This window comes from Polyangiaceae bacterium (assembly GCA_016715885.1).
Taxonomy (GTDB): Bacteria; Myxococcota_A; Polyangia; order Polyangiales; family Polyangiaceae; genus Polyangium.
Genome location: JADJXL010000015.1, coordinates 385,547 through 409,398, shown reverse-complemented (window position 1 = coordinate 409,398; position 23,852 = coordinate 385,547). Strand labels below are relative to the sequence as shown.

Sequence of the window (23,852 nt, the reverse complement as noted above, 5' to 3'; positions counted from 1 at the left end):
CAGATATTTTACAAGATTTACGCGGTATGATCATTGAAATGAATTTGCCGGTGTCGAATCGAAAGTTGTATGCGGGTCGCGGCGATTTGTCGTCTTGGCTCCGCGTATGCGCCGTGCGAAAGCTCAGCCGCGGCGGGCCCCCCCCCGCCCCCCCCCCCCCCCCGGGCCCCCCCCCCCCGCCCCCCCCCCCCCCCCCCCCCCCCGGGGGGCCCCCCCCCCTTTTCCCCCCCCCCCCCCCCCCCCCACCCCCCGGGGCCCCCCCGCCCCCCCCCCCCCCCCCCCCCCCCCCCCGGGGGGGCCCCCCCCCCTTTTTTCCCCCCTGTTTTCCCCCCGTTTTTCCGTTTGGCCCCCTTCGGCGGCGCCCCCCCCCCCCCCGGCCCCCGGGGGGGGCCGCCCCGCGCGGGCCTTGCGCCCCCCCCGCGCGCGTTTTTTCAGATGCGGGTATCCGTGAGCGAGGCGGGGTTTTTGTGGCTCTTGGGGCTCATCGAGAGCCGAATTGCGGTGGAATTGACCAACGCGGTGATCGAGTGGGAATGATTTTGAATCCGGCAGCCGACGTATTCACGCCGCACTGAGCGGGTCGGCGTAGACTTCGTCGACGGACAGAGCGCATTCGATGCTCGTGAGTTGCGCAGTTTGTCCGGCCAAGGCTTCTTCAGCGAGCTCCCATTTGCCGGCTGCATTTCGGCGAAACACTTCAATGCGTCGTTCTGCCTGAGAAACCAACACGTATTCCATGAGCGACGGGATACGCCGGTAGTGGGCGAATTTCTGCCCCCGATCGTAGGCTTCACTCGAGTCGGAGAGAACCTCCACGATGACCTTCGGATTCGTAATGGCATGGTCATTTTCCGGGTCGAGCTCCGCAGACCCGCAGACAACACTGGCATCGGGGTACGTCGCCAATCCAGTGGCAAGCACCTTGATCTTCAGGTCCGAATCGAAAACCCGGCAACGTTTGCCTCGAAGCTCCAAGGACAACGCGGTGACCACGGCAGCCTTGAGCCCAGAGTGCTCGATCGTACCGCCAGACATGTCATAGATGACCCCGTCCAGCCACTCGTGCTTGGTCGTGCTTTCTCGCTCGAGCGCGACGTAGTCAGCGTAACTCACGTACGATTTGGGTGCAGCATCGCCCGCCATGCCCCGATGCTAGCGCATTCAAGCGTGGCGCAACAGGAAAAAATCGACATATCCCGCGGCAAACTCGACGACATTGGCCCGAATTTCCTGCGTTATGGGGACACTCCTCAGACGTCCGTACCGGACATGCGCTCGCATGCATATTGTGGCAAGGCCCTTGCAAGGACGAGATCGCGCCTTACCATGCGGGCCATGCGTATCGACCGAATGACGACCAAAGCTCAGGAAGCGGTTCGCGCCGCGATTGATTTGGCTAGCCGGAGGGGAAATCCGGAGCTTTATCCCGAGCACCTCTTGCGCGGGATCCTTACTCAGGAGGACGGCATCGGCGCCCCGCTGCTCGCGAAAGCAGGCGCGGATAGCGCTCACATTTTACAAGCTCTCGAATCCAAAATCGATAGTTATCCCCGCGTGAGCGGCGGAGCCGAACCAAGTTTGTCTCGCCGGGCGCTGTCGGTGCTCCAGCGCGCCGAAGACGAAATGAAAGCGCTCAAGGACGACTTCATTTCGACCGAACACCTCTTGCTCGCGGCGCTCAAGGCCGACCGTGATGCGGCACAAATATTCGAAAAAAACGGCCTCTCCTACGACAAATTGCTCGGAGCGCTCGCGCAAGTGCGCGGTAGCCAGCGCGTGACCGATCGCGATCCCGAAGGGAAATTCCAGGCGCTCGAGAAATACACGCGCGACCTGACCGAGCTTGCTCGGCGTGGGAAAATCGATCCGGTCATTGGCCGTGACGAAGAAATCAGGCGCGTCATTCAGGTGCTTTCGCGCAGGTCGAAAAACAATCCGGTGCTCATTGGCGAGCCGGGCGTTGGCAAGACGGCCATCGTCGAAGGCATCGCGCAAAGGATCGTGGCGGGCGACGTGCCCGAATCATTGAAGGAAAAACGCCTCGTGGGGCTGGATCTGGCGTCGATGGTCGCAGGATCGAAATTCCGCGGCGAATTCGAAGACCGGCTGAAGGCAGTGCTCAAGGAAATCGAAGGCGCGCAAGGCAAAATCATCCTGTTCATCGACGAATTGCATACGCTCGTGGGTGCAGGTGCCGCCGAAGGCGCCATGGACGCAGCGAACATGCTGAAGCCGGCGCTGGCGCGCGGCGAGCTTCGCGCAATTGGCGCAACGACGCTCGATGAATACCGCAAACGCATCGAAAAAGACGCGGCGCTCGAACGGCGTTTCCAGCCAGTGTACGTAGGCCAACCTACGGTCGAGGACACGATTGCGATTTTGCGTGGATTGAAGGAAAGGTACGAGATCCATCACGGCATTCGTATCCAAGACGCGGCGCTCGTGGCGGCGGCGATGTTATCGAATCGGTACATCACCGAGCGGTTTTTGCCGGACAAAGCGATCGATTTGGTGGACGAAGCGGCGTCGAGAATCCGTATGGAAATCGATAGCTTGCCGACGCCGATCGACAACGTGGAGCGACAGCTCGTGAAGCTTGGCATGGAAGAGCAGGCGCTGCAGCGCGAGCCGGACAAGGCGAGCAAAGCGCGGCTCGAAGAAGTGAAGCGCGAGATTGCGGAATTGCAGACGAAGCGCGACACGATGCGAGCGCAGTGGATGCGCGAAAAAGAGATCATCGCGGAGATTCGCAAAGCCAAGCAAGCGATTGAAGAATTGCGCATCGAGGAAGAGCGGCACAAGCGGCGGGGCGACCTGGGCAAAGCGTCGGAAATCCATTACGGAAAGATTCCGGATGCGGAGAAGAAGCTCGAAGCATTGCGTGGCGACCTCGGAAAGGTGCAAGACAAGGGCAGTTACCTGAAAGAGGAAGTCACGGACGAAGACATTGCGCACGTGGTGTCGAAGTGGACGGGCATTCCAGTGTCGAAGATGCTGGAAAGCGAAATGCAAAAACTACTTCGTTTGGAGGACGAGCTACGTAAGCGCGTGGTGGGTCAAGACCATGCGCTGGTGGCGGTGGCGAATGCGATTCGGCGGTCACGCGCGGGGCTTGGCGAGGAAAAACGTCCCATTGGTTCGTTCATGTTCCTCGGGCCGACGGGCGTGGGTAAAACCGAATTGGCCAAGGCATTGGCGGAGTTCCTCTTCGACGATGAAAAGGCGATGGTACGCATCGACATGAGCGAATATGGCGAACGTCACGCCGTAGCGCGATTGATCGGCGCGCCTCCGGGGTATGTTGGATACGAGGAAGGTGGGCAATTGACCGAGCCTGTGCGGCGGCGGCCGTATACGGTGGTGCTTTTCGACGAAATCGAAAAAGCGCATCCGGATGTGTGGAACGTGCTGCTCCAGGTGCTCGATGATGGACGTTTGACGGACGGTCAAGGCCATGCCGTGGACTTCAAGAACACCATATTGATTCTGACGTCCAACTTGGGAACGGCGGCGGCCATGGCGGTCGAAGAGCGAGAGACGCTGAGCCCGGCCGATAAGGTGGAGCTGGTCAAGCGTGTCGTCATGGACGAGGTACGGAAGCAATTCCGGCCGGAATTTTTGAATCGCTTCGACGACATCGTGGTGTTCCGCAAGCTCGAACGTTCGCAGCTCGAAAGGATCGTCGACATTCAGCTCGGGTTCTTCGAGAAGCGTTTGGCGCGGCGAGGTTTGTCGGTGACCGTGACGCCGGGAGCGAAATTGGCGATCATCGAGCATGGTTGGGATCCGCAATATGGAGCGCGACCGCTGAAGCGAGCGATTCAAAAGCTGGTGGAGGACGAGCTTGCGAAGCGGATCCTGGGTGGCGAGTTCAAGAGCGGCGATACGATCCAGGTGAATCGTGGGACCGATGGGCTGACGTTCTCGAAGGTGACGTACAACTGAGCAGCCCAAGTGGACCTGGCGGCGTTGGCGTGAGGAGTGGTCACGTACGATATTCCCAGTCAACGCCGCTGGTTGTTCGCGTCGACATGAAGATGAAGCTGTGATAGCGTCGGTGCACGCATGTCGAGCAATCTGTCGTCACGAATCGTCAACGCGAGCTGGGCAGCGGACGCAGTCGGAATCCCGCTGTTCCGGGCGTTCGGTGACATGGATGATCCACTTCGGCTGACAGTGCTGATCGCGGATCGTTTGGCCCACGAGTCACGGCAGCTTCAGGAGGATGCTGAAGCGTGTAAACAACCCGGGACGGCATGGGCTGAACGTCTCTACCACCTCAAGCGCATACTCCACCGTGTTCCGCGGGCGTCCATGAGGCGGTATATTGGTGCCATCGTTGATTTCGATGCATTGCATACGCGGCGGCCGAAGGGGGCGAAACTTTGGCGTGACAGAGAGCTCCGTCGGCAACGAAGAGAATTTTTCGATTGCTTGTGTAACGCCATCGATGCAGGCGGATGGCTCGTGTTGCGCCCGAACGTTGCCGATGAAGTATCGGCGGAACTGCCAGATGGTCTTGTTCGCGCGTCCGTAAATGTTGCGCCGATTGCCGAGCAGGGTATCGAGCGCAGCTTTCACAAGATCAGTTCTGACGTGCGCCCAGTATTGTCTTGGCTCGTTGAGCAACGGAAGGTCCTTGATGTTGAAGACGTCGAAGAAATTTTGAGGGAGGGATCAGCGAAGCTGGAGACATACACCCTCATGCTTGCGTATGAGCTTCTCAAACCGTCCGCGCGAACGGCGGGGCGCCGATTGAGTGTGCTCCGCGGCCCACAGAAGCTCAACGGTTCCGTGGGAGGTTTCGTTGTTTTCCCGGTAGATCCCGCGGAGAACGCTGATGAATCGTGGCAAGTGGCTGACGCTGCGGATCGTTTGGGGGCTCTCGGAGTCATGTCGTCTGCCATCGATGCGCTCGAAGCGTGTGGATTTATTCAACGCATCCAATCGTCACAGAATGGTGCGTCAATCCACATTCCCCGGCGCATTCGCACATTTTTACGACGCCTGGCGCGCATTGAGTCCCCTACAGTATGGAGCTCCGACAATGAGCGACTTGCTCGGAACGTGCTGGAGCAAGGAGAAACATATTTTCAAAGATTGCCTCTGGCGGAACAGCTCGAAGTCCATCAATACGCCATTCAAAGCGGTGACGTGGAGATTGCGAAAAAGACGGCCAAATATTATGGGACCGATTTGCGAGAAATTGCGTACCGGCTGAGTCGAGAAGGTCGATTTGCTGCCGCTGCCGATGTGTATCGCGCCATTGTCGAGCAATTTGATGAAAATGATGCCTATGCATGGGAGTACTTCGGGTTCAATCTTGCGCGCGAAGCTGAGAGAAGGTTGAATCAGGGGGGTAGCGGACTGACGGAGGACGAACGTCGACAAATTGGCGGTGCTTACAGTCGTGCGGTTGCGGAAGAGAAAACCGACAATCCGCTTTATGTTGGCCGGCTATTGGGATTTCGTGCGCAATGCGGCGAATACGTGAATGTCGAATTCGAAGAACGCATGATTTCCTACCAAAATTCGAGGTGGAAGGATACTGCCAGAGGTTATTTCGCGCGCATGGTGTTTGACGGCCTCAGTCGCGGCGGTCGACACAGTGAACGTGATGATCTTTACAACTTGTGGCGCCGAGAGCTCCAGGGAAACCGATTCTTCGAGACTGCGCATGACGAATGAGCAGCTAGCGCCCCCCAATAGTGATCGTCTGATTATTTACGTTCTGGGCTCAGGCTATGGGGAAAGCCAGGTAGTACTATTTCCTGGCTCCAACCGCCGATGCATGGTCGTCGATTCCTGTCGTAAGACGAGACGTGGGAAAAATCTAACCGCATCGCTCCTGCGGAAGCTTGATATTAAGAAAATTGATCTACTGGTATTAACGCATTCTGACGAAGACCATATCGGTGGTGCACCGGAGCTAATTGATGAATTCGACCCCGAATTACTTTGGCATTCGGATTTCGTCGGTAGCATGCGTGGACTCGTCGCGAAATGGCTTCGCGCAAAACCCGGCAACAGGCGTTACCTCGAGCTTCAGAGGACGGTAGAGCGGATTGATCGGCTGGCCGAATGCAACCGTACCGACTTGGTGCATTGGAAAACTCTGCCTTGGGAGCATCAACCGAGCGGATGCATCGTCCAAGCTGTCGCACCTCCGCACAGTATCAGCGCGATCCGAGCGTTTGAAGTGGACAATCTCGTACGTCGGAACGAAAGTGGGGAGTGGATCGTTCCGGAGGAGGGACAAAAGCTGCTGAATGGACCGAAATCGCCCGGCGACCATCCCAATTCATTTTCCATTGCGTTGTCCATTCAATGGCTGTCCCATCGAATTTTACTCTGTGGTGATGTAGAAAAACCGCAGTGGGAGCGAGTGATAACGAAACTGAGTCGAGGAGATGGTCGTCGTCTTCCGCTTCTTCGAGAGCTTGATGTCGTTAAAATTGCACACCATGGCTCGGACAACGCCTTCTGTGAAGAGGCTTGGCAACTACACCTCGATAACAAGCGGGATGGCGAGGTCTTCGTTCCTGTAACTCCGTTTAATCAGAAGGCCAAATTGCCCGACAGTCCAACATTGGAAAAACTTCGTCAAAGATACGTTCAGTTGGCGATCACGGCTGATGTCGGTGGTGCGTTCGATCGCGCAAAATCATGCCAATGGGAATTGACCGTGCCACCTGCCCCACAGTGCATCGACGGCCAATGCATGGTCGTCGTCACTCTGCATTGCGATGGGTCTCGAACCATGCAGGCCACAAGAGACGCGGGGATATTTGCATGTCCATCTCGTCCCTCAATGCTGAATCAGTTGCTGAGCACAGCGGACGATTTCCCAGAGTGATGACGACGTCCGTCTTGCAGGTGTGCTGACCCAGCAGAATAACTGCTGACACCCGCCTCATCCTCGACTACACCCCCGCGCATGCTCGATCTCCGTCACGTCGTCGATCAACTGGACGACGTTCGCGCCGGCTTGGCGCGACGCTCGCCCGCAGCAGCCGAAACGCTCGCTCCCATTGCCGAGCTTGGTCAAAAACGCCGCGAGCTCATCGCGGTCGTCGAGGCCAAGCAGGCGCAGCGCAACCTGGCCAATGAAAAAATGGCCAAGGCCGACAAGAAGTCTCCCGAGTTCGCCGAACAACGGGAAGCGCTGAAGCTTCTGTCGAGCGAAATCAAAGAAGCCGAAAAACAGCTCAACGACGTGCTGGCGTCCATTTCTGCCATCCTGCCGCTCGTTCCGAACATTCCCGATCCGTCGGTTCCCGAAGGCAAAGGCGAAGAAGACAACGTCGTCGTTCGGACCTGGGGCGACAAACCGTCCTTTTCGTTCACGCCCAAAGCACATTGGGACATCGGCACAGCGCTCGGAATCCTGGACTTCGAGCGTGCGGCGAAGCTATCCGGCGCTCGATTCACGGTTCTGATGGGCACCGCCGCGCGGCTCGAACGATCGCTCATCAGCTTCATGCTCGATCTGCACACGCGCGATCATGGGTATACGGAAGTTTTGCCGCCGTTTCTCGTGAAGGACTCGGCGCTTTTCGGTACGGGCCAATTGCCGAAATTCGCCGATGATCTTTTCAAGACGCACAAGAGCGATCCGGAGCGCGCGTACGACTTGTTTTTGATTCCGACGGCAGAAGTGCCCGTGACGAACCTTCATGCCGACGAGATCCTCGAAGTGGATCGCCTACCTTTGGCCTACACCGCCTACACGCCGTGTTTTCGCGCGGAAGCCGGAAGCCACGGAAAGGACGTGCGCGGGCTGATTCGGCAACATCAGTTCGACAAGGTGGAGCTCGTGCGGTTTGCGACGCCGGAGACGTCGAACGAAGAGCATGAAAAGCTGACGCGGCACGCCGAGGAAGTGTTGCGGCGTTTGGGGCTGCATTATCGCGTGTCGCTCTTGTGCGCCGGAGACATGGGCGCCTCGTCGCAAAAAACGTACGACCTCGAAGTATGGCTGCCGGGGCAGAACCTTTATCGCGAGATTTCGAGCTGCTCGAACTTCGGGGAGTACCAGGCGCGTCGTGCGCAGATTCGGTACCGGCCGGAGCCCAAGGGGAAAGCTCGGCTCTTGCATACGCTGAATGGTTCCGCGCTTGCCGTGGGTCGCACGGTGATCGCGATCCTCGAGCAGTACCAGCAAGAGGACGGGACGGTGGTCGTTCCGGAAGTGCTTCGGCCGTACATGGGATGCGAAGTGATCCGCGGGGTTTGAGTGCGGAACTAAGACCGGGCCAGATCTGGACGCTCGCTCCGCGCGCGTGGGACGCGCGCTGCGCGAGGCTAGTTTACGATGGGGGGGCCGAGGCTCGCCTCCCGGTGTTTTTGCGCTTCGCACAAAAACACGGCGAGGCTCGGCCCCCCCATACCCCCCGATTTTGCCTCATTCCAAACGGATCGGCGTTCTGGTCCCCTGAGAGGTGCCAGGTGCGGTCGTCAAAGAATTTGGCCCTTCTCGCCGAGTTCAGATAACGACGCCTTTGTTCACTGGCTCGCCGCCTGCCGCTCCCTGTCGAGTGGTTCGCGGAGTGCCGTTCTCCATCGTGAAAGGGCGTCTCATGCAGGCGTCGAGTGCGTCGTCGTCCATCCAAGCCGCGGTAAATGAAGACGCAACCGTGTTGCGCATTGGATCCGAGCAAACCGATCTCGAGGCTGATGGGCTGAGTGCGCTCGAAGCGCATACGGACTTTCCAGACGTGCCCTTTGCGCGGATCGACCTGCCGCGGGTGTCGATGGTGCCTGCGCCGGATGCCGACCAGGACAAGCAAGCGTTCGCCGAGGAAGAGGAGCGTTTTGATGTGAATCGGCCGCCGCCCGAGTGGTGCGTGGACCTTGGGACATCGATGCTCGCGATGACGACGTTCGAGCTTTGGATGGCGCTCGCTCGCGGGGACGTGGAGGGCAAGACGAGCGTCTGGTGCAATGGGATGGAAAGCTGGGAGATGGTCGCGAACGTACCGGAGCTCGCGCATGCGCTCTCGGACTCGCTTTCGCTGGCACCTCCGCCGGTGATTCCGACGCCAACGGAGCTCATGAGCGTGCGATCGCATGATCGAACGCCGCTCGGGTTTGGCACGACAGACGCGGTCAACGATGGTCAGGATGATCAGCCTGCGCAATCGGGGCCGATTTCGCGGCGGATGAAGGGTATTTCCGGGGGTCGGGCTGCGTTCGTGGCAGCGTGTTTCGCCGCGGCGGCAGCGGTGGGGCTGGTCGCCGTGCCGCAGAGCTCCGATGTGCCCGACGAGGTGGCGAGTGCCAATCGCCCGGTGGCGACAGCTCGGCTTCAAGGAGCGATGGACCGGGCGAATCGGCAGGTGGAAGAGGTATTACAGCGGCGCATCGAGGCGGAAGCGGCGCGTGCGGTGGAGCCGGTGTCACTGTCAGCGCGGAAACACAAGGAAGTGGGGCAACGTCGTTCGCGACGAGGGCGTCATTGAACAAGCAGGCCGTAGCGAAACCAAAGAACTCGCGCTATGGTCCCGTCCCCGTGACCCTCACGGGCCCGATCCGACGTCGTCCAAGGGCAGGACGGAGGACTTTGAATCCTCTAATCGTGGTTCGAATCCACGCGTCGGAACCAACGCTGTCTAGCTTCCGTCCCAACATCCCGCGTGCGCACTGGTTGTCGCCGCGAAACCCGAAGTCGCTGGCGTCCGCATCGCTAGGCCGTTTACCGTAGCTGCAAGGAGCGGCTGGGTGACGAGCGACGACGAGACCGAGGAAGCAAGGTTCGTCGCACGTCTCGTTGCGCGTGACGAGTCTGCGTTCAACGAGCTCGTCATCGCGTACGAGCGGCGCGTGTTCGCGCTCGTGTTCCGCATGATCGGGCGTCGTGAAGAGGCGGAGGACTTGGCGCAAGAAGTGTTCGTCCAAGTCTTCAAGGCGATCGATCAGTTCCGAGGCGATTCGAAGCTGTCCACGTGGATCTTTCGCATCGCCGTGAACCTCTCCAAGAACCGGATGAAGTACCTGTCGCGTCGGCGATCGGGACAGCAGGACGACATCCACGAAATTGCCGAGCGGCTCACGGGGGAATCAGGCAAGGGCGTCACGGTTGCGCGCGTGGAACGACCGGACGACATGCTCGAAGGGTTGCAGCTCGAGACGATCGTGAAGCGAGCGATCGAGCGGGTGGATCCGGATTTTCGCGAGGTGTTGATTCTGCGCGACGTGGAGGACATGTCGTACGAGGAGATCGGGCAGTTGACGGGTTTGGCCGAGGGAACCGTCAAGAGCCGGATTTTCCGGGGGCGCGCGCAGCTCAAGGCGCTGGTCGAAAAAGCGCTCGGTGACAAATCCAAGGGCGAGAAGAAGTCATGAGCGGCGACGACGCGAAGCACGAGCAAGAAGCGACTGCGTCGGACGAGACGCAAAGCGCGTTGGGCACGAGCGAAGACGTGACCGACGAGGAAGCCGAACGACTGGCGAAAGAAGCGGACGAGTGGCTCGCTGACGAAGAGAAGAAGAACGGTTCGGAAGACGAAACGGAGCCGCCGCTCGATGAAGTGGACATGCGCGACATCTTGCGTCGCGCGCTCAGGCCGCCGCCGGGATCGGTGGCGCCGGAGCTGCTTTCGGGCGTGCAGAAGAAGCTGCGGACGCGTTCACGGGGGAAGTTTTACGGCGATGGATGGAGCACGGCGCGGTCACCGCGGTCGACGTATTTGGTGACGAGCGTGCTGATGCTCGTGCTGATAGGGTTTGTCTTTTTGATACTGCTGCCGTGGGGGAGCGGGGCGTTGCCGTAGGTCACAGCAATGCTTTGAGTTCAAAGCATCGTCCGAGCCGTGGTTGAAGAAAGCAGGTGGTATCCTGTCGTATGGCGACGACCGAAACCTACGCGTTCGGGGGGCGGCGGGCCCGCATCCCCCCAACGCACTGCACTGGGCGGAGCCGAGCTTCAATCCTCAATCACCGCACTCGCCTCCGCTTTCGGAACGCTCTCCGCCTTCGGCAACCGAATGCAAAACCGCGTCCCGCCTTCATCACGACCCTCGCAGCGAATCGTCCCGCGATGCGCTTCGATGATGTCCCGTGTGACCGCGAGCCCCAGCCCCGTGCCGCGCTGCTTCGTCGTGAAAAACGGATCGAAAATCGATGCGCGCATCTCCTCGGGTACGCCCGATCCGCTGTCCTCGATGGTCAGGTCGATGCCCCCATCACTCGCCGTGCGCAGATTGATGACGAGCTCCCCACCTTTGGACATCGCCTCGCGCGCGTTACGCACGAGGTTGAGCAGCGCCTGCCGAAAGAGCGATTCGTCGACGAGCGCGTCGGGCAAGTCCGCATCGACGTTCACGTGACTCGTGACGTTTCCACGCTCGAGCTCGGGCCTGACAAACGTGAGCAGCTCGTGCACCAAGTCCTCGACACGCTCGCGTTCCAGCGTCGGTTTCGGCCTACGCGCGATGCTGAGGTACTGCTCGGCGATACGCGACAAACGCTCGACTTCGCCCCTGATGGCCACGACGAGCTGCGACGCCTCTCTGTTGCCACTCGTCGCGACCTCCTCCTCGAGTAGCTCGAGGTTGAGGCCAATGGACGAAAGCGGGTTGCGTATTTCGTGCGTGACGTGAGCTGCCATCTTGCCAATCGCAGCGAGGCGCTCGGCGTTCACGAGCTCGCTGCGCGCTCGCTGAATCGCCGCGACCATGCTCTCGAACGTCGTCGCTAGCTCGCCAATCTCGTCGTTCGTCGCGACAATTTCCCGCGGCGTGAGGTCTCCTCGCGCAACCGCCTCCGCACGCTCGGTGACGCGCGTGAGCGGTGCGAGCACGCGGCGCGCGTACACCGATATCGCCACGCCAACGAGCAACGTGAGCCCAAACAAGCCGACGAGAAGCTGCATCGCGCGCGTCTCACGGCGCTTGGCCTCCGCCGTGAGCGCATCCATGCGTTCGTCGATGCGCGCTCGAATGGCCCGCAGCCGATGCGCACCATCGGTCTCCCGTTTCAGCACATCGTCACGCGCACGCTCTGCACCCTCGGCGTCACCGGTAGCAAGCGCTTGAAACAACTTGCCAAAACGTTCCGGTTCCGCAGTGAGAAACTTTTCGATCGAGGATGCCTCGCGAACGACTTCAGCACGGAATGCGCGAACCGATGTGTCTCCCCCATCGAGCTCTCGTTCCGCCGTCTTGCGCACCTTGGCAAACGTGAGCGGACGCGTACGTCGAGCCGTCTCGATCCACTCGCGCACGTCACCAGGGTTCTTCGCCGCCGTGATGTGGTTGAGCTGCAAGTTCAGCAGATTCTGATCGGCGAGAGCCTCGTCGATTTGGCGCACCATCGGCACGTAAACGTTGCGCAAGAGCTCGGCATCACGCGCAGCATCGCGCAGCGCTCGCAAGCTCCACGCCACGGTGATCGTGGAAGCGACGAGCACCAGCACGTAACTGGCGAGCAACCTGCCCGCGACGGTTCGTCTGCGCTTGGCATTGGCTGCTGACATCGATCAGCCAGTGATGGCTCGCAAAAGGAGCGATACGAGGTCTTCTGCAGGCTCACCACGCGTCCTGAAGCGATGAAGACTCGATGCACACGCCGTCACGAGAAGGCCGCCACCACGCGCTCGATGCTCGGCAATGCGTTCATCTGCAATCGCGGCCGACGTGGCTGGTCGCGTGATGGGCAAGAGGCCTCCACCACCGCTGCATTCGGAGTGGACGCCATCGCGCAAGAAGCGGGCAGGCGACGAGCCAAGAATTTTTTCGAGCAGGATGCGAGGTTCGTCATGACGACCAAGCCCACGTCCAAGCTGACAAGGCGCGTGCCAACGAACGGGACCCTTGGCGAGCTGCGACGACGAGGCGAAGCGATTGCGCGCTTCGTACGCAAGATCGAGGAGCAGTTCCGTAGGCTTTGGAATCGTGATGCCGAACCGCGGGTACTCGACGAGCACCGTGCGCGCGCAACCTGGATCGACGAGGATGATGCGAGGAAACGATGCGGCTTCGACGGCGAAGCGCGTTGCCGCGGCGAGGAAGCCTTCGCGATCACCCGCGTAGAGCGAAGACAAACCACAGCAGCTACGGATGGCTCGTACGGGCCCCCGAGCGAGCTGCTCGGAGAGCGCGAGCGCGTCTTTGGCAGCGCCACGCTCCAAGCGCGCGTAGCCGCATCCCACGAGAACGCCGGCGACGGGAGGTTTGTCGCGGCTCATGGATGCTTCGAGCTCGTCGAAGACGCGCGACGCCTCCGCTTCGCGCACCGTTGCTTTTGCAGCGGACGCAACCGCCGCGGGAGGAGCTGCTCCGCGCGTGAAAAAGTCCGCGCGCGCATCGACGAGCACGGTAGCGGGCTCGTTGCGATGGTCGCACTTCTCACGGCACGCGTGACATCCGGTGCACGCCCACGCCGTGGATGCATGCTCGACGTCGACGGGCACATCACCGCGCCCTGCGAAGTACGTCATGCTCATCTTGCCCCACGGCGTGACCGTTTCGCTGGCCTCCGCATTGGATACGGGACACGCAGCACGGCAAAGCTTGGGGCAGTAGACGCACGTTTCGAGCGAGCGTTCGTGCGTCGCGACAATCGGCAAACGGAGCACGTCACGAGTGTCCGCGCGCTGGGCGACGAGTGCAACGTCTCATCCCTGATTTCCCTCTCTCTGCGCGCAAAGAAGGGCACTAGACGGCGAAATTACGAGCTCGTTCGCCCGGCGTCTTGACCACCAGGACTGCTCGATCGATTCGCGAGCCCACGTCGCCCTTGTGCAGGCGCTTCACCCGGCTGGCTGCCACGAGATGGCTTCGCCGCGCTCTCTTGCGGAGGAGCTGCAGCCGGAGCCACCGCGTTCGCGGGTCCAACCGATCGCGTCGTCGGGGGCTCTTGCGGAAACACGATCGTGAACGTCGTGCCCTTCTCGGTGGAGTCCACCGTGATGGAACCACTGTGCTCGTCGACGATCTTCTTGACGATCGCGAGGCCGAGCCCTGTGCCTCCTGGCTTGCCGCTCGTCACGAAAGACTGAAACAGACGCTCGCGCACAGGCTCGGGAATGCCCTTGCCCGTGTCGGCAACACTGAGCACGAAGTCGGGACCTCGGCGAAACGCACGCACGACGACCTGACCTTCACCAAGCGGCTCCATCGCTTCGACCGCGTTGCGCACGAGGTTGTGCACGACACGCGTGACCTTCGCTTCATCGAATCGCGCCGTTCCACGATCATCGAGCTCCATGACGAGCGATACCGGTCGCCCTTCGAGCTCGAGTGCCAGTTGCTTCTCGAGGTCACCGAAAAACTTCGTGAGATACACCTTCCGCACGAGGATGCTGCGTTCACCTCGGGCAAACTCCAAGAGCTCGCGTTGCATCGCGCTGATGGCGTCGAACTGCTTCAAGATGAGGCGCATGTGATCCGCTCGCACGTTCGGATCGTTCGCCATGCTCATGAGTTGCACGTAGCCGCTGATGACGGTGAGCGGCGTGCGCATGTCGTGCATGACGCCCGAAAGCAGGCGACCGATGGCCGAGAGTCGCTCGCTCTTTTCGCGCTCCATACGCGAGCAGAACAGACGCACGGCCGTCGACGCATTGGCTGAAACGAGACGCAAGAGCGACCGATGTTCCTGGGTAAACCCATGCGGGTTCTTCGCGTTGTAGATGCCCAGGGCCCCCAAAGGCTTGTCGCCTTCACCTTCGAGCGGCACGACGACCGCGCTCTCCACATCGAAATCGAGCGATGGGTGCATTCGCGTGAGCGCTGCTTCGGCAACGGGCCCCGTGGGCGGATCCTGCGGACCAACCTGCACGGGTTGGTTGTGCGCCATGCTCCAGCCGAGCAGCCCATCACCTCGTTTGACCTGCAAACGTTTCACTTCGGCATCGCGCGTCGCGTGATTCGATGGCCGAGGCTCGACGAAGTACAGGAACACACCCGCTTCACCTTCGTCGATGAGCAGACCTCCCGCTCGAGCTCCACACGCACGTGCCGCCGCCGAAATCACCGCGCGGCTCAGGTCTTCGAGTGACCCGGCACCACTCATGGATGTTTCGAGCTCAAACAAAAGCGCCAAGTCTGCGATGCGGTGCTCGAGCTGCTCCTTCGTCTCGACGAGCTGCATGTTTTTCTGGATGACCGAGAGAAACAGGCGCGAATTGTCGATCGAGATCGCGGCTTGCGTGGACAGCGCCGAGAGGAGCTCTTCGTCGTGCTTGGAAAAACCGTTCTTGCGACTGCGCTTGTTCAAGACCTGCACGACACCAATCGTGCGGCCCACGTGATTGCGCATCGGCGCCGCAAGGATCGATCGCGTGCGATACCCCGTGAGCTCGTCCCATGACCGCAAGAATCGCGGATCGTTGTAGGCATCTTTCACGCGCGCCGTCTTGCCGTACTTGGCGACGTGACCCGCGATGCCCTCGCCAACGGGAAGCTCGATCGAACGCACTTCACCACCGAGCGTGACGCGCGACATGAGCAACCCACGATGCTCGTCGAGCAAGTAAAGCGTCGCGCGATCAGCATCGAGCAGCTCGCTGATCTTGCCGAGAATGAGCTCGAGGATTTGATCGAGGTCCAGCGTCGAACCGAGCGCGAGTCCCACGTCGCGTAAAGCGCGGACGGTTTTTTCCGAACGCGCAAGCTTGGCTTCGAGTCGTTTGACCCGAGCCTCGAGTTCTCGCGCGCGATCGGATTCACCGCTCACGCATCGACGCTAACACGGCGCGCATGGCGCTACAGCAGTCGTCGATGCGTGCGGAAGTGGAGGGGAGGAGGGAACGAATGGACGGGAGTTTGACGATGAGGATGAGCCGGGAGGGCTATTGATTCATGCTCTCGAGGAACTCTTGGTTCGTCTCGGTGCGGCTGACCTTGTCGAGCAAGAATTCCATGGAGTCGATGACGTTCAGCGGGTGCAAGAGCTGGCGGAGCAGCCACACGCGCTGAAGAATCCATTCGGGCAGGAGGAGCTCTTCCTTGCGCGTCGCGCTCTTGTTGATGTCGAGACACGGGAAGATGCGCTTTTCCATGAGCTTCCGATCCAGGTGGATCTCGCTATTGCCCGTGCCCTTGAACTCCTCGAAAATCACCTCGTCCATACGCGAGCCGGTGTCGACGAGCGCTGTGGCGACGATGGTGAGTGATCCGCCTTCTTCGACGTTTCGTGCAGCGCCGAAGAAACGCTTGGGCTTGTGCAGCGCGTTCGAATCGACGCCGCCGGAGAGGATCTTGCCGCTCGGCGGAACGACGGTGTTGTAGGCACGCGCCAAACGCGTGATCGAATCGAGAAGAATGACGACGTCGTGCTTGTGCTCGACGAGGCGCTTGGCCTTCTCGATGACCATCTCGGCGACCTGCACGTGACGCGTTGCGGGCTCGTCGAAGGTCGAGCTGATGACCTCGCCTTTGACGGTGCGCTGCATGTCGGTGACTTCTTCGGGCCGCTCGTCGATGAGCAGCACCAGAAGCGTCGTGTCGGGATGATTTGCGCTGATGGCGTTGGCGAGGTTCTGGAGAAGGACGGTTTTACCAGCGCGCGGAGGTGAAACGATGAGACATCGCTGGCCTTTGCCGATGGGGCACAGCATGTCGATGATGCGCGTCGAGAAGCCTTTTTGGCCGTTCTCGATGTTGAACTTTTGTTGCGGGTAGAGCGGCGTGAGGTTGTCGAAGAGGATCTTGTCGCGCGCAACCTCGGGCGAAACGCCGTTGATCTTGTCGACTTTGAGCAGCGCGAAGTACGCCTCGCGCTCCTTCGGGGGACGAATCGGGCCGCTGACGGCATCGCCCGTGCGGAGGTTGAATCGACGAATTTGCGATGGAGAAACGTAGATGTCGTCGGGACCTGGGAGGTAGTTGTAGTCGGGCGCGCGCAAGAACCCGAACCCGTCGGCCAGGCACTCGAGAACGCCTTCGCCGTAGACGGGTTGGTCTTGAGCAGCGAGCGCTTGCAAGAGGGCGAAAATCAGCTCCTGCTTGCGGAGACCAGCGGCTCCCTCAATGTTGAGTCCCTTGGCCATCTGGACCAGATCGGCCATCGACTTCTGCTTCAATTCACGCAGGTGCATCGATCGAAAACTCCACGCAGGGGAAATGCCCAGCAAGGGCAAGAGCCCCGAGGTCTGTACGGTTGAAGATTGCGTCGAACGTTTGGGTGATGTTTTGGTGCGGCTGCTGCATTCAGCACACCGCAAACGAAGTCCACCCCAGGGAAGGGTGTCCCATTGTCGTGCGAGCAGGGTGACGCATTCGCGGATTCGGAATGCGGTCGAGCACGTAGCTCGACAGCCGCGACTCTACCAAGGGATCAAGTCCTGTCAATCAGCCGCGTAGCAAGGCACGTTCATCGCGCTTGGGCAGATCGAATTGCCGGGAATTGGACCTGCGTTGCAGCTTCGACATCATGCAGCTAGGAGCCACTGTGGCGATGGGACAGAAGCAAGTTCACCTGCTCGTCCGCGGGCGCGTACAAGGCGTCTATTTTCGAGCGTCCACGGAGCGCGAAGCACGTCGTTTGGGCCTTGTGGGCTGGGTCAAAAACTGCCCAGACGGCAGCGTGGAAATCGCGGCCGAGGGATCCGAAGAAGCTTTGAAAGATCTCGTGGCCTGGGCTCACCGGGGTCCGAGCGCCGCGCGCGTCGAACATGTCGGCGTCGAGTGGCGCGGATTCGTCGGGGATTTCGTGGATTTTCGGATCATCGACTGATGTGGAAGGACTTCATGGGCGCCAGTCGTTTGAGGTGTTCGTGAATCAAAGAGCGATCTTCACGAGCGCGATCATCACGCTCCTCGCAGCGGCAACGCCGGCTGCACACGCCGCAGGTGAGCTTCCGCAACCGGCCGCGAGCGCGTCGGCATCGTCGGCATCATCGGTGCCGAATGTGCTGCCCGAGCTGCCAAAGCTCGCCCCCATCACGATCGTCGAAGCCGACCCCGGTGTCGCGCAGGACCTCGATCGGTTGCTCGAAAGGCTGACGGCGCCCGATGCTCATACGCGTGACGCGGCGCGCGCGGGCATCGCGGAAGTGACGCCGTCGGTGGTCGCTGCGGTGCGCGTGCGCGTGCTGGAAATTCGCGCATCGATCGATCGGAAAGAGGCGCAGGGGCTGCTCGATGACGCGCGCAAAGCGGGCCGCAAGGCGATGAAGGCGAAGGAGAAGAGCGCCGCGAAGCCTGCAAAAAAAACGAAGCGCGGAGCAAAAGACGAAGGAGACGACGACGGCGATTGGCTCGAGTTTGTCTTGGCAACACCCAAGCCAAAGAACGATTCGTGGCGCGATCTCGTCAAGCTGCTCGCGATGGAGCGCGTGCTGACGAACGTTGGAACGACGCCTGCGGTGCGTGAGCTCATGCAGATGTATTCGTACTTCGGCGAGCTGGTTCGGATCGACATCGCGCGGCAAGTGGCCAAGCTGCGCGATCGTGCGGTGCCGGCGCTCATCGAAGCACGTCAGCACGATGCGAAGATCGTACAACGTTTTGCGGTCAAACAATTGGACTTGCTCGGCCGCACGATTCCGGGCGAAGCCGTGGGCGTGACCGATCCGCAAGTGCTTGCGGACATTTTGCGAGCGTACGGGCGCACGCGTGACGTGGATGCCGTGCGCGTGGTGCTGTCGTTCTGCAACAGCGATCGGATCCAGTTGCGCGAAGCTGCGCGTGAAGCGATCACGGCGATCGGCGAGCCGGGGATTTGGCAATTGCGCGATGCGTACTTGAATCAAACGGGGAACAAGGCGCCGCGAGACTTCACGTGGGATCGCATCGCGCGCGAGCTGTTTGGAATGTACGACCGAGCGCGATTGGCAGAGGTCTACAAGCTGATGGACGAAGGCGTGGCGCACGCGAGCGCGCAGAAGTGGGCCGAAGCGACGGATGCGTTCGACAAGGTGCTTGCGCGATCGCCGGTGTTCGAGCGTCGCAAGGAGATGGTGAAGGCGTACGTGGAGCGTGCGCGTCAGCTCGAAGCGAAGGATCCGGCGGCCGCGCTGGAGGTGCTCCGCAAGGCATTGCGGCTCGATCCGAAGGGCGAGGGGTCGAAGAAGATGGAGGCGGACATCGCGTACCTCGAGGGGATCGCGCTCATCGATAAGGGAACGCCGGACAAGTTTCCGCTGACGAAGGCGATCGAGATCGATCCGACGCACGAACGCGCGAAGCGTGCGTTGGCCGAGCTCGAGCGCGAGCGCGTGGTGCCGAAGAAGAGCTTTCTGAAGAGGTACATCGCTGCGGGGGGCGTAGGGTTTGCAGCGATCATCGCGATGATCGCGCTCGTGCGGATCAAGCCGCGGAAGGGCGCGAAAGAAAAGGTTGGAGCACCAACGGAGTCGAGTTCCTCAGCCCCTAACCCCGAATCCAACTCCGCTTCGTCACGTGGAGAGGGGGAATGAGGCCGATCTCGGAGTGAAAGAAGTACAAAGTGCAAGAGCCTCTTCGTTCGAGAAGAGGCTCTTTGCTTTTGCTGGTCGATTGCGAGTGAATTACTCGTTAGAAGCCGTTTCTTTCTTCTCCGAAGCCTCTTCCGCGGGGGCTTCGGTTGCAGATTCAGCCGATGCTTCGCTCGATGCGCTCGATGCCGTCGCTGCATCGCTGGGCTCGGCAGCCGTGACGGCTCCGGGGGCTTCCTCGCCGATCGCGCCTTCGCCGATCGGAGCTGCATCGATGAACTCGATGAGCGTCATCGGGGCGTTGTCGCCACGACGATTGCCGATCTTGATGATGCGCGTGTAGCCACCCGGACGCCCCTCGAAACGCTTTGCGAGGTCGACGAGGACCTTGTCGACGATGTCGACGGAGGTGCCGTCGGCCTTGACGCCGAAGCGGGGCACGAACGACGCGACGAGACGCTGGACGTGAAGACGACGTGCCTTGTCGGACGCCGACAGCTCGGCCTGCGGGGTATAGGCGATCTTGCCAAGGCGCGTGGCCTTGGTGATGAGCTTCTCGGCGACACGGCGCAGCTCTTTGGCTTTCGCGTCGGTCGTCTCGATTCGCTCATGGGTGATCAGGTTCGCGGTCAGGTTGCGAAGCATTGCCCGCCGACTCGACGTATCCCGACCAAATTGCCTTCCGGCCTTCTTGTGACGCATGTTGCACCTTCTAGGCTTGTGCCTGCTGGGCCTTCCAGCGCTCGAGCAGCTGCTGCCAGTTGTCGATCTTCATTCCAAGCGATAGCCCCATGTTGGAAAGGATTTCTTTGATTTCCTTCAGGGACTTGCGACCAAAGTTCTTCGTCTTGAGCATGTCCTGCTCGGTTCGCTGCACGAGCTCGCCGATCAGGGTGATGTTGGCGTTCTGGAGGCAGTTGGCACTCCGGACGCTCAGCTCGAGCTCCTCGACGGAGCGGAACAAGTTTTCGTTGAGTGGTTCTTCGTCGCCGGGGAGGGTTTGGTAGCTGGTTTCCTCGGACTCTTCGAAGTTGACCCAAATCGAGAGCTGTTCCTTCAGGATCTTGGCGGCGAATGCAACGGCGTCTTGCGGAACGACCGAACCATTCGTCCAGACCTCGATGGTGAGTTTGTCGTAGTCAGTCACCTGTCCGACGCGCGCGTTCTGGATGGTGTAGTTGACTTTGCGAATGGGCGAGAACAAGGCGTCGATCGGGATGGTGCCGATGGACATCGTGGGCGTCTTGTTTCGCTCGGCAGGAACGTAGCCGCGGCCGACGTTGACCGTGAGCTCCATCGATAGCGGGCCCTTCTTGTCGAGCACCGCGATGAGATGGTTGGGGTTCAAAACTTGAAGGCCGTCGACGAGCTCGATGTCACTTGCGTAAACGGGCCCGGGGCCTTCTTTGTCGATGCGCACGGTGTACGTACGTGCGTTGGCCGCTTTGAAGACGACCTCTTTGAGGTTCAGGATGATGTCGCTGACGTCTTCGACGACGTCGGGCACCGTGGTGAACTCGTGCAGCGCGCCTTCCATGCGGACTGCCGTGATGGCCGCACCTTGAAGCGAGGAAAGGAGCACGCGGCGAAGCGAATTGCCGATCGTGATGCCAAAGCCACGCTCGAGAGGCTCGCACGTGAACTTGGCGTACGATTCATTCGCCGTTTCGGCGTCGACCGTGATGCCCTTGGGCCGGATCAAGTCGCGCCAGTTTCTGGCGACCATCGTCATGTTTGCGCTCGTCGTCATCCTGTCCTCGTATCGAAGGGTTTCGCGCGGAGGTCTCACGCTCGTTGCCGCACTCGGTCAACCAGCACCGCCTCCTGCCCGCGTTACGTAAAAACGCGCGAACGTTTCACGTCAAACGAATTCAAACTGCGGGAGGGAGCGCCCAAAGGGCGTTCCAAGTCCAAAAACTGAACCGGGGCCGTGATGTTGCACGTCCCCGGACCATCGTCCAACAAAGCTCAGCGCGAGTAATACTCGACGACGAGCTGCTCGCGAATTTCGGGCTCGTTGAGGTCTTCGCGCACTGGCGTAGACTTGACCGAGCCTGTGAAGTTCGCGCGATCTGCTTCGAGCCACGAGGCGATCGGACGTTTGTCCGCGCCTGCGATCGCAGCACCGACGAACTTGAACTTCTTCGCCCCTTCGGTGAGCGTGACGCGATCACCGACGCGAACGACGAAGCTCGGAATGTCGAGGCGCTTGCCGTTCACCTGGACGTGGCCGTGGCGAACGAGTTGTCGAGCCTCGGGGCGCGACGCGGCAAAACCGAGCCGATGCACCACGTTGTCGAGACGGCGCTCGAGGAGCGCGAGCATCTCTTCACCGGTTCGCCCCTTGCGACGGCTCGCCTCCTGGAAGTAGCCATGGAATTGGCTCTCCAGAACGCCGTACACACGACGCACCTTTTGCTTTTCACGAAGCCGAATCGCGTACTCGCTGAGCTTGACGCGTCCCTGACCGTGCTGACCGGGCGGGTAAGGACGACGCGTGTGGGCACACTTCTCCGAGTAGCAGCGCTCTCCCTTGAGGTAGAGCTTCATGCCCTCGCGACGGCACAGCTTACAGACAGGTCCAACGTACCGAGCCATGTGCGAATCCTCGAAGCCTCAAACCCGGCGCCGCTTGGGCGGCCGGCAACCGTTGTGGGGAATGGGAGTGACGTCGCGAATCAAGGTCACCTTGAAACCAGCCGTCTGAAGAGCACGAAGCGCGCTTTCGCGACCAGCTCCGGGCCCCTTCACGAATACCGCCACGGATCGCATTCCGTGCTCCTGCGCGCGACGAGCTGCTTCTTCGGCAGCTAGCTGCGCGGCAAACGGAGTCGACTTGCGCGATCCCTTGAAACCACGCGCACCCGCGCTCGACCACGCCACGGCATTGCCGTTGATGTCCGTGATCGTCACGACGGTGTTGTTGAATGTCGACTGGATGTGCGCAATCCCAGCCGCAATGTTCTTCTTGACCTTCTTCTTTTGCTTGGCCTTGCTGGCCGCAGCCGACTTCGGATTCGCCATGGCGCCCTGTCCTTACTCGCGTCCCATCACGCCTTCGTTGCCGGACGCCGTTGCAGCATCCCCTTGCGCGGACCCTTGCGCGTACGCGCATTGGTGTGCGTACGCTGCCCGTTGACCGGCAAACCACGGCGATGCCGCAGTCCGCGGTAGCAGCCGAGATCCATCAGCCGCTTGATGTTGAGCTGCACTTCACGACGAAGATCACCCTCGACCTTGTAGTCGGCATCGAGGATGTCGCGGATCAGCTTGACTTCCGCATCGCTGAGTTCCTCAACCCTCTTGTTCTCGGGGATCTTTGCCTTCTTGCAGATCTCCAGCGCACTGGCGCGCCCAATGCCATACAAGTACGGCAAAGCAAAAGCCAGGTGCTTACGACGCGGAAGATCAACGCCAGCGATACGTGCCATGACTACTCCAACTCAATTCCCTTGACGTTGCTTGTGGCGAGGGTTCTCGCAGATCACGCGCACGACACCACGACGGCGCACGACTTTGCACTTGTCGCAGATTTTCTTGACGCTAGGTCGTACCTTCATGACGCGTTCCTTGTCCTATCCTCGCTCCGCAGTTGGTCCTATTTGTGACGATATGTGATCCGGCCCCGCGTAGGGTCGTAGGGCGAAACCTCGACCGTCACGCGATCACCGGGCAAAATCTTGATGTAATACTGCCGCATGCGACCACTGATGGTCGCAAGCACCCCCAACCCATTGTCGGCCTTCACCCGAAACATCGCATTCGGAAGTGCCTCCTGGACGACACCGTCGAACTCGAGCTTGTCGCCCTTCGGTTCCTTCGCAGGTTTCGAGCTTTGGTTCGATCGTCTCATGAGCCTTCCGCATGCACGCCGCCAAGAGCCTCGAGCACTCTCGACGTCACCTCTGCCGGCGCCCCGACTCCGTCGATGCGCCTCAGAAGTTCCTTGTCCTGGTAGTACGGCAAAAGTGCAGCCGTCATTGCCTCGTATGCATCGAGGCGCTTGCCAACTGCCTCCGGCCGATCATCCGCCCGATGCTCAAGGTCGGCACCTGGGGGAGGCGGACTATAGACGAGATGATAAATCTGTCCAGACTTTTTGTCGGTCCGACGGTGGATCAACCGCTCTTCCAAGAGCCCACGGGATACGTCGAGCTGAAGAACCGCGTCGATCCTGAGCGAACGTGCAGCAAGCAGCCGCTCGAGCGCCTCGGCCTGGGGCACCGTTCGCGGAAACCCATCCAACAAAAAGCCCTGCTTGCAGTCGGCCGCATCGATGCGCTTGTCGATGAGCCCAATCACCACCTCGTCTGGGATGAGCCCGCCCGTGTCCATGATCGCTAGGTACTTCGGATCCAACGTTCCAGATGCCTTGGCCGCACGAAGCATATCGCCCGTCGAAATCTGCGGGATATCAAACTTCTTGCACAACACCTGAGCTTGGGTGCCTTTGCCCGAACCCGGTGGGCCAACCAAGATGATGATCATACCA

General features: G+C 60.5%; 23 protein-coding genes and 1 tRNA gene. 10 read left to right on the top strand and 14 right to left on the bottom strand.

From position 1 onward, the window contains the following. Positions 1 to 561 precede the first annotated feature (561 nt). The gene (locus IPM54_15350) at positions 562 to 1,143 is read right to left on the bottom strand and encodes a Uma2 family endonuclease (GenBank protein MBK9261170.1); all 582 of its coding nucleotides are present in this window, start codon (positions 1,141 to 1,143) and stop codon (positions 562 to 564) included. 192 nt (positions 1,144 to 1,335) lie between these two features. Here IPM54_15350 and clpB point away from each other — a divergent pair, with 192 nt between their 5' ends. Next, complete coding sequence (gene clpB / locus IPM54_15345) at positions 1,336 to 3,945, top strand: ATP-dependent chaperone ClpB (protein MBK9261169.1); 2,610 nt, start codon at positions 1,336 to 1,338, stop codon at positions 3,943 to 3,945. Positions 3,946 to 4,004: 59 nt separating this feature from the next. On the opposite strand, the gene IPM54_15340 is transcribed toward clpB, so the two are convergent. Then, the gene (locus tag IPM54_15340) at positions 4,005 to 4,154 is read right to left on the bottom strand and encodes a hypothetical protein (GenBank protein MBK9261168.1); all 150 of its coding nucleotides are present in this window, start codon (positions 4,152 to 4,154) and stop codon (positions 4,005 to 4,007) included. A 313-nt stretch (positions 4,155 to 4,467) separates the two neighbouring features. Here IPM54_15340 and IPM54_15335 point away from each other — a divergent pair, with 313 nt between their 5' ends. The 7 genes from IPM54_15335 (at position 4,468) to IPM54_15305 (ending at position 10,772) form a co-directional block, all read left to right on the top strand. Continuing rightward, complete coding sequence (locus IPM54_15335; GenBank protein MBK9261167.1) at positions 4,468 to 5,688, top strand: hypothetical protein; 1,221 nt, start codon at positions 4,468 to 4,470, stop codon at positions 5,686 to 5,688. Beyond that, entirely contained in the window at positions 5,678 to 6,856 is a 1,179-nt protein-coding gene (locus IPM54_15330) for an MBL fold metallo-hydrolase (protein MBK9261166.1), read from the top strand. Before IPM54_15335 ends, IPM54_15330 begins: the two co-directional genes overlap by 11 nt. Positions 6,857 to 6,937: 81 nt before the next feature. Continuing rightward, positions 6,938 to 8,236 (top strand): serine--tRNA ligase, encoded by a 1,299-nt coding sequence (gene serS, locus IPM54_15325; protein MBK9261165.1) that lies wholly within the window; start codon positions 6,938 to 6,940, stop codon positions 8,234 to 8,236. 343 nt (positions 8,237 to 8,579) lie between these two features. Next, positions 8,580 to 9,461, top strand: coding sequence for a hypothetical protein (locus IPM54_15320; protein MBK9261164.1), 882 nt, complete (start codon positions 8,580 to 8,582; stop codon positions 9,459 to 9,461). Between the two features lie 69 nt (positions 9,462 to 9,530). Next, positions 9,531 to 9,604: transfer RNA gene (locus IPM54_15315), tRNA-Gln, on the top strand. A gap of 116 nt (positions 9,605 to 9,720) precedes the next feature. Further along, on the top strand, positions 9,721 to 10,344 hold the full coding sequence (locus IPM54_15310) for a sigma-70 family RNA polymerase sigma factor (GenBank protein MBK9261163.1): 624 nt from the start codon (positions 9,721 to 9,723) through the stop codon (positions 10,342 to 10,344). Further along, positions 10,341 to 10,772: a hypothetical protein gene (locus tag IPM54_15305; GenBank protein ID MBK9261162.1), complete on the top strand. Its 432-nt coding sequence runs from the start codon at positions 10,341 to 10,343 to the stop codon at positions 10,770 to 10,772. The genes IPM54_15310 and IPM54_15305 overlap by 4 nt, the downstream gene beginning before the upstream one ends. Positions 10,773 to 10,924: 152 nt before the next feature. On the opposite strand, the gene IPM54_15300 is transcribed toward IPM54_15305, so the two are convergent. From IPM54_15300 to rho, 4 genes are all read right to left on the bottom strand, one after another. Next, positions 10,925 to 12,475, bottom strand: coding sequence for a HAMP domain-containing protein (locus IPM54_15300; GenBank protein ID MBK9261161.1), 1,551 nt, complete (start codon positions 12,473 to 12,475; stop codon positions 10,925 to 10,927). 3 nt (positions 12,476 to 12,478) lie between these two features. After that, a complete protein-coding gene (locus IPM54_15295; protein ID MBK9261160.1) occupies positions 12,479 to 13,576 on the bottom strand; it encodes a (Fe-S)-binding protein in 1,098 nt (365 codons plus the stop codon). 92 nt (positions 13,577 to 13,668) lie between these two features. After that, positions 13,669 to 15,678, bottom strand: coding sequence for a GAF domain-containing protein (locus IPM54_15290; protein MBK9261159.1), 2,010 nt, complete (start codon positions 15,676 to 15,678; stop codon positions 13,669 to 13,671). A gap of 115 nt (positions 15,679 to 15,793) precedes the next feature. Continuing rightward, positions 15,794 to 17,041: a transcription termination factor Rho gene (gene rho / locus IPM54_15285; GenBank protein MBK9261158.1), complete on the bottom strand. Its 1,248-nt coding sequence runs from the start codon at positions 17,039 to 17,041 to the stop codon at positions 15,794 to 15,796. Positions 17,042 to 17,400: 359 nt separating this feature from the next. On the opposite strand from rho, the gene IPM54_15280 reads away from it, so the two are divergent. Both IPM54_15280 and IPM54_15275 read left to right on the top strand, forming a co-directional pair. After that, positions 17,401 to 17,679 (top strand): acylphosphatase, encoded by a 279-nt coding sequence (locus IPM54_15280; GenBank protein ID MBK9261157.1) that lies wholly within the window; start codon positions 17,401 to 17,403, stop codon positions 17,677 to 17,679. Positions 17,680 to 17,719: 40 nt separating this feature from the next. Next, positions 17,720 to 19,363: a hypothetical protein gene (locus IPM54_15275; protein MBK9261156.1), complete on the top strand. Its 1,644-nt coding sequence runs from the start codon at positions 17,720 to 17,722 to the stop codon at positions 19,361 to 19,363. Between the two features lie 90 nt (positions 19,364 to 19,453). Here IPM54_15275 and rplQ read toward each other — a convergent pair whose 3' ends face one another. From rplQ to IPM54_15235, 8 genes are all read right to left on the bottom strand, one after another. Then, a complete protein-coding gene (gene rplQ, locus IPM54_15270) occupies positions 19,454 to 20,062 on the bottom strand; it encodes a 50S ribosomal protein L17 (protein ID MBK9261155.1) in 609 nt (202 codons plus the stop codon). Between the two features lie 10 nt (positions 20,063 to 20,072). After that, positions 20,073 to 21,110 carry a DNA-directed RNA polymerase subunit alpha gene (locus tag IPM54_15265; GenBank protein ID MBK9261154.1) on the bottom strand — a complete coding sequence of 346 codons (1,038 nt, stop codon included), beginning with the start codon at positions 21,108 to 21,110 and terminating at the stop codon, positions 20,073 to 20,075. Between the two features lie 218 nt (positions 21,111 to 21,328). Continuing rightward, positions 21,329 to 21,958, bottom strand: a complete 630-nt coding sequence (gene rpsD / locus IPM54_15260) for a 30S ribosomal protein S4 (GenBank protein ID MBK9261153.1) — start codon at positions 21,956 to 21,958, stop codon at positions 21,329 to 21,331. 18 nt (positions 21,959 to 21,976) lie between these two features. After that, complete coding sequence (rpsK, locus tag IPM54_15255; GenBank protein ID MBK9261152.1) at positions 21,977 to 22,384, bottom strand: 30S ribosomal protein S11; 408 nt, start codon at positions 22,382 to 22,384, stop codon at positions 21,977 to 21,979. Between the two features lie 26 nt (positions 22,385 to 22,410). Continuing rightward, positions 22,411 to 22,791 carry a 30S ribosomal protein S13 gene (gene rpsM, locus IPM54_15250; protein ID MBK9261151.1) on the bottom strand — a complete coding sequence of 127 codons (381 nt, stop codon included), beginning with the start codon at positions 22,789 to 22,791 and terminating at the stop codon, positions 22,411 to 22,413. Between the two features lie 12 nt (positions 22,792 to 22,803). After that, the gene (rpmJ, locus tag IPM54_15245; protein MBK9261150.1) at positions 22,804 to 22,920 is read right to left on the bottom strand and encodes a 50S ribosomal protein L36; all 117 of its coding nucleotides are present in this window, start codon (positions 22,918 to 22,920) and stop codon (positions 22,804 to 22,806) included. Positions 22,921 to 22,958: 38 nt separating this feature from the next. Beyond that, entirely contained in the window at positions 22,959 to 23,213 is a 255-nt protein-coding gene (gene infA / locus IPM54_15240; protein ID MBK9261149.1) for a translation initiation factor IF-1, read from the bottom strand. Continuing rightward, a complete protein-coding gene (locus IPM54_15235) occupies positions 23,210 to 23,848 on the bottom strand; it encodes an adenylate kinase (GenBank protein MBK9261148.1) in 639 nt (212 codons plus the stop codon). Before IPM54_15235 ends, infA begins: the two co-directional genes overlap by 4 nt. Positions 23,849 to 23,852 lie beyond the last annotated feature (4 nt).

What these genes read in the sequence shown, in the direction of transcription:
- IPM54_15320 (MBK9261164.1), top strand. Translation starts at nt 8,580, where the DNA reads ATGCAGGCGTCGAGTGCGTCGTCGTCCATCCAAGCCGCGGTAAATGAA.
- IPM54_15350 (MBK9261170.1), bottom strand. Translation starts at nt 1,143, where the DNA reads ATGGCGGGCGATGCTGCACCCAAATCGTACGTGAGTTACGCTGACTAC.
- serS (MBK9261165.1), top strand. Translation starts at nt 6,938, where the DNA reads ATGCTCGATCTCCGTCACGTCGTCGATCAACTGGACGACGTTCGCGCC.
- clpB (MBK9261169.1), top strand. Translation starts at nt 1,336, where the DNA reads ATGCGTATCGACCGAATGACGACCAAAGCTCAGGAAGCGGTTCGCGCC.
- IPM54_15265 (MBK9261154.1), bottom strand. Translation starts at nt 21,110, where the DNA reads ATGACGACGAGCGCAAACATGACGATGGTCGCCAGAAACTGGCGCGAC.
- rpsD (MBK9261153.1), bottom strand. Translation starts at nt 21,958, where the DNA reads ATGGCTCGGTACGTTGGACCTGTCTGTAAGCTGTGCCGTCGCGAGGGC.
- IPM54_15330 (MBK9261166.1), top strand. Translation starts at nt 5,678, where the DNA reads ATGACGAATGAGCAGCTAGCGCCCCCCAATAGTGATCGTCTGATTATT.
- rpmJ (MBK9261150.1), bottom strand. Translation starts at nt 22,920, where the DNA reads ATGAAGGTACGACCTAGCGTCAAGAAAATCTGCGACAAGTGCAAAGTC.
- IPM54_15235 (MBK9261148.1), bottom strand. Translation starts at nt 23,848, where the DNA reads ATGATCATCATCTTGGTTGGCCCACCGGGTTCGGGCAAAGGCACCCAA.
- IPM54_15340 (MBK9261168.1), bottom strand. Translation starts at nt 4,154, where the DNA reads ATGTCACCGAACGCCCGGAACAGCGGGATTCCGACTGCGTCCGCTGCC.
- IPM54_15300 (MBK9261161.1), bottom strand. Translation starts at nt 12,475, where the DNA reads ATGTCAGCAGCCAATGCCAAGCGCAGACGAACCGTCGCGGGCAGGTTG.
- IPM54_15305 (MBK9261162.1), top strand. Translation starts at nt 10,341, where the DNA reads ATGAGCGGCGACGACGCGAAGCACGAGCAAGAAGCGACTGCGTCGGAC.
- rpsK (MBK9261152.1), bottom strand. Translation starts at nt 22,384, where the DNA reads ATGGCGAATCCGAAGTCGGCTGCGGCCAGCAAGGCCAAGCAAAAGAAG.
- IPM54_15280 (MBK9261157.1), top strand. Translation starts at nt 17,401, where the DNA reads ATGGGACAGAAGCAAGTTCACCTGCTCGTCCGCGGGCGCGTACAAGGC.
- rho (MBK9261158.1), bottom strand. Translation starts at nt 17,041, where the DNA reads ATGCACCTGCGTGAATTGAAGCAGAAGTCGATGGCCGATCTGGTCCAG.
- infA (MBK9261149.1), bottom strand. Translation starts at nt 23,213, where the DNA reads ATGAGACGATCGAACCAAAGCTCGAAACCTGCGAAGGAACCGAAGGGC.
- rpsM (MBK9261151.1), bottom strand. Translation starts at nt 22,791, where the DNA reads ATGGCACGTATCGCTGGCGTTGATCTTCCGCGTCGTAAGCACCTGGCT.
- rplQ (MBK9261155.1), bottom strand. Translation starts at nt 20,062, where the DNA reads ATGCGTCACAAGAAGGCCGGAAGGCAATTTGGTCGGGATACGTCGAGT.